Origin of the sequence: Pseudomonas sp. NBRC 111140 (assembly GCF_001320885.1) — a bacterium.
GTDB classification, from domain to species: domain Bacteria; phylum Pseudomonadota; class Gammaproteobacteria; order Pseudomonadales; family Pseudomonadaceae; genus Aquipseudomonas; species Aquipseudomonas putida_P.
In genome coordinates, this window is record NZ_BCBQ01000177.1 from 1 (window position 1) to 3,352 (window position 3,352).

At 52.1% G+C, this 3,352-nt stretch carries 4 protein-coding genes and 1 pseudogene; 4 read left to right on the forward strand and 1 reads right to left on the reverse strand.

Annotated elements, in window-relative coordinates:
- The 3 genes and pseudogenes from APH42_RS28625 to APH42_RS30655 form a co-directional block, all read left to right on the forward strand.
- The coding region (locus tag APH42_RS28625; RefSeq protein WP_060494738.1) for a phosphoethanolamine transferase at positions 1-1,272 on the forward strand (1,272 nt) is incomplete at its 5' end.
- 122 nt (positions 1,273-1,394) lie between these two features.
- Positions 1,395-1,523: a hypothetical protein gene (locus APH42_RS30650; RefSeq protein WP_003253468.1), complete on the forward strand. Its 129-nt coding sequence runs from the start codon at positions 1,395-1,397 to the stop codon at positions 1,521-1,523.
- 225 nt (positions 1,524-1,748) lie between these two features.
- Positions 1,749-2,012, forward strand: a pseudogene (locus APH42_RS30655) (hypothetical protein).
- Positions 2,013-2,284: 272 nt separating this feature from the next.
- Here the strand turns inward: APH42_RS30655 and APH42_RS28630 are convergent.
- The gene (locus tag APH42_RS28630) at positions 2,285-2,629 is read right to left on the reverse strand and encodes a cupin domain-containing protein (protein WP_004577665.1); all 345 of its coding nucleotides are present in this window, start codon (positions 2,627-2,629) and stop codon (positions 2,285-2,287) included.
- A gap of 282 nt (positions 2,630-2,911) precedes the next feature.
- On the opposite strand from APH42_RS28630, the gene APH42_RS29735 reads away from it, so the two are divergent.
- On the forward strand, positions 2,912-3,352 hold a 441-nt coding region (locus APH42_RS29735; protein WP_218187663.1), incomplete at its 3' end, for an integrase repeat-containing protein.

Here is a 3,352-nt window from a genome sequence, read left to right on the forward strand (position 1 = left end):
TGGGTCGCAATGGTTGGGGTGTTGCCCGTCTACCTGATTGCCCGGGTTCCCCTCCGGCGTAAGCCTTGGGCCAAAGCTTTGGTCAGCAGGTTCATTGCTCTGTCGCTCGCTCTGTTGACCTTATCTGGCATCGCGTTGAGTCAGTACCAGTCGTATGCCTCCTTGCTGCGCAACAATCGGGAGATCCGGCTGATTCTGGTACCTACCAACTTGTTTGCGGCTGGCCATGGGTACCTGAAGCGTCAGCTGGCCTCACCTAAAACGCTGACGGCCATTGGTACTGATGCGGTAGTTAATCGACAGGGTGCGGCTCGTAAACCCAGGCTGCTGGTACTGGCAGTAGGAGAGACCGCTCGCTCCGCCAACTTCTCCCTCAACGGCTACTCCCGTGAAACGAATCCGGAACTAGAAAAGCGAAATGTCATTAGCTTCACGAACGTGAGCTCCTGCGGTACCGCCACCGCGGTCTCGCTGCCATGCATGTTCCTGGACGTGGGTAAGGCCCAGTACAAAGATGGCTTGGCCAAGAGCCGAGAAGGGCTGCTCGACGTGCTTCAACGCGCTGGCATCAGTGTCATGTGGACTGACAACAACTCGGGGTGCAAAGGGGTCTGCGACAGGATTCCCAACCACAAGGCTGCCTCTCACGCGGATTCCCAACTGTGCACCAGCGAGGAGTGTAAGGACGGGGTGCTGCTCACGGAGATGCAAGACTTCATCAAGCGCCAGGAAGGCGATGCTGTCCTGGTGCTCCACTACAAAGGCAGTCACGGCCCGGCCTACTACAAGCGCTACCCCTCGCAATTCAAGAAATTCGCACCGGTGTGCGAGACCAACGAGCTCGACAAATGTAAGCAGGAGGAGGTGGTCAATGCCTACGACAACTCAATCCTCTACACCGATTATGTGACTGCAAATCTCATCGATATCCTGGCGGCCAACACCAAGTTCGACACTGCGCTAATGTACGTTTCGGACCACGGCGAATCGCTGGGGGAGGGTGGGCTCTATCTGCACGGGCTGCCTTACGCGATGGCTCCTGACGAGCAAACAAAGGTGCCGTTGGTACTTTGGATGTCTGACTCGCTCGCGAAGAGCGAAAAGGTCAACGTGGGTTGTTTGAAAGCTCAAACCACGTCACCGCTGAGCCACGACAACCTGTTCCACACCGTGCTCGGCATGATGAACGTCCAGACGTCCTCGTATCGCTCAGCGCTGGATTTCACAGCCCCTTGCAAGCCCTTGGCCGGAGGCTCTTATTCAGGCCTTTAAATGTTCGATATGGCCCGGATCATCGGCCAGGCGGCTCTGCACAAGCCTGCTTTGACAGCTGAGAGAAGCTGGACTAATTACATAGCTGCATCCAACAACCCAAGCGGAAAAGGAAGTTTTGCATGAGCATCAAGCCAGGCCCTAAGCGCACCAATGAAGATGGCACTCCGGACAAAAGGCAGCGAGTCACCCCTGAGAAGCAGAAGGACCATCCGGACCTGAAACCTCACAAGCACAAAAAGGGGGAGTAAGAGAAAAGCAGCTCTCGGGAGCTGCTTTTTTGTTTAGGCTGCGTGCAAACCTTCCTGACTGTAGTCGTGAGTCTTCTGCTTTGCGTGATCGGTTGGGGTTGTTTTAAGTCACTACAAGGTGGTCACTTGTCGGGCGCGACTCACAAAAAGCTTAGATCGGCTTGATTACCGCCTCGCTTTGGCTAGCTTGGAATCCATCGCTATCCATCGATTGCAGGGGGCTGCATGCGTTTGCGCGGAGATGTTTATTGAAGCTGGGCAGATCCTACGCTTCATCACCGGACCCACGAAGAGATCCTGAATGACGGATTTTATCTCGACGTGCAGGTAAAGCTTTCGCGGAAAGCCGCAACGCAGCTGTTTATCGGTGTGTACGCGCCGTCGGGAACCGCGCTTTATGAGGAAGCGTTCGACACCCGGCCGAACGAATCAATGACGAGCGCGTTGGCCTGGGGAGTCGCCAGAGCGCGTGTCGTAGCTACGTTGTAAACCACTTTTTTTCACTGTAAGCCACTGTGGTTTACAGTGAAAAAAGTGGTTTACAGCAGGCCTCCTCAGGCTTGAGTCAGCTCCAGCAGATCGCCCAGTTCCTCCCGGGCCATCTTCACTCAACACTGAGCCAGTCGTGAGGTTGCACCGCACAAAGTCTTCCGCATCTATGTCCCGCTTGGCAGAATTCGAAGGCGTGATGTCTGTACCTCCTTCAAATCCGCGATCATGGTCATGCGCCGACGCGATGGCGCGGCGCTGCCATTTGACATTTAAGAGAATACGAAATATTTGCGTACGGTCTCTACTACTTCCCAAGTTCCGGAAAAGCCAGGCTCTATAATAAATTTGTCGCCTGCTTTGAGGTGAATTGGCTGCTTACCATCGGGGGTAATCACGCAATAACCTTCTTGGAAGTCGCAGTACTCCCATTTGGTATAGGCCACGCGCCATTTACCGGGCGTGCATATCCATGTACCCATAATCTTCGACCCATCTTCCGAGGTGTACGAGTTCAGATTGACAGTGTGAGGCTCGCCCGACAGCCGTTCCCAGGTGCATGCGTCAAGAACTGGTAAAGGGGAGGTGTCGCGCAGTACAACGATTAGGTCTTTCATAGAATGTGTTCGTGTGGTGATGATGTTTTGTAGCATCACAAAGTATGTCAGAAGAGAGATGTCTGTACCCGACACTAATATGCCCGTTTGCGAATTTCTGTCTAGGCTAACTCCATATGAAGGTGAGCGTTAGTGTTTTTTATATCTGATTATCAGCTCAAATGGTCGATGTTTCTATCCGGCCATTCAAAAACGATCTGAGGGTGGCGGTGGAAGGTGGTGATGTATTGAACTACGCTATACATGCGTCGCTGCAATAAACTAAATTGCATGAGAATAAAAATGCCAGAAGAATCTTATTGTAGCTATGATGAAGCTCGCCAGATAATTGCCGCGCTTAATATATGCACTGCCGGTCAATATAGGAGTCGATACAAAGAGCATGCGGGATTACCATCAAATCCCCCAATTTTCTTTGCGGGAAAAGGATGGGATTGTTGGTATGTGTTTCTGAGCAAGGCAAAGCCAGACTTATACGAATCGTTGTCGCAAGCACAGATTGCAGCAAGGTTTCTAGGTATTTCAACTCAGCTAGAATACGTGGCTCGTTATAAGGAAGACTCACGTCTGCCTTCCGATCCCGTACGGTTTTACGATGAATGCAAATCTTGGAGGCATTTCTTCCAAGAGGATTATGAGAAAGCTTATCCAACCTATGAAGAAGCAAAAAGCGCAGCGAGAAGGCTAGGTGTACACACCGCGAAAGAATATAAAAACCGTTAC

Bases quoted from the DNA above. Each gene is read 5' to 3' on its own strand.
- APH42_RS28630 (WP_004577665.1), bottom strand. From the start codon at position 2,629: ATGAAAGACCTAATCGTTGTACTGCGCGACACCTCCCCTTTACCAGTT.
- APH42_RS30650 (WP_003253468.1), top strand. From the start codon at position 1,395: ATGAGCATCAAGCCAGGCCCTAAGCGCACCAATGAAGATGGCACTCCG.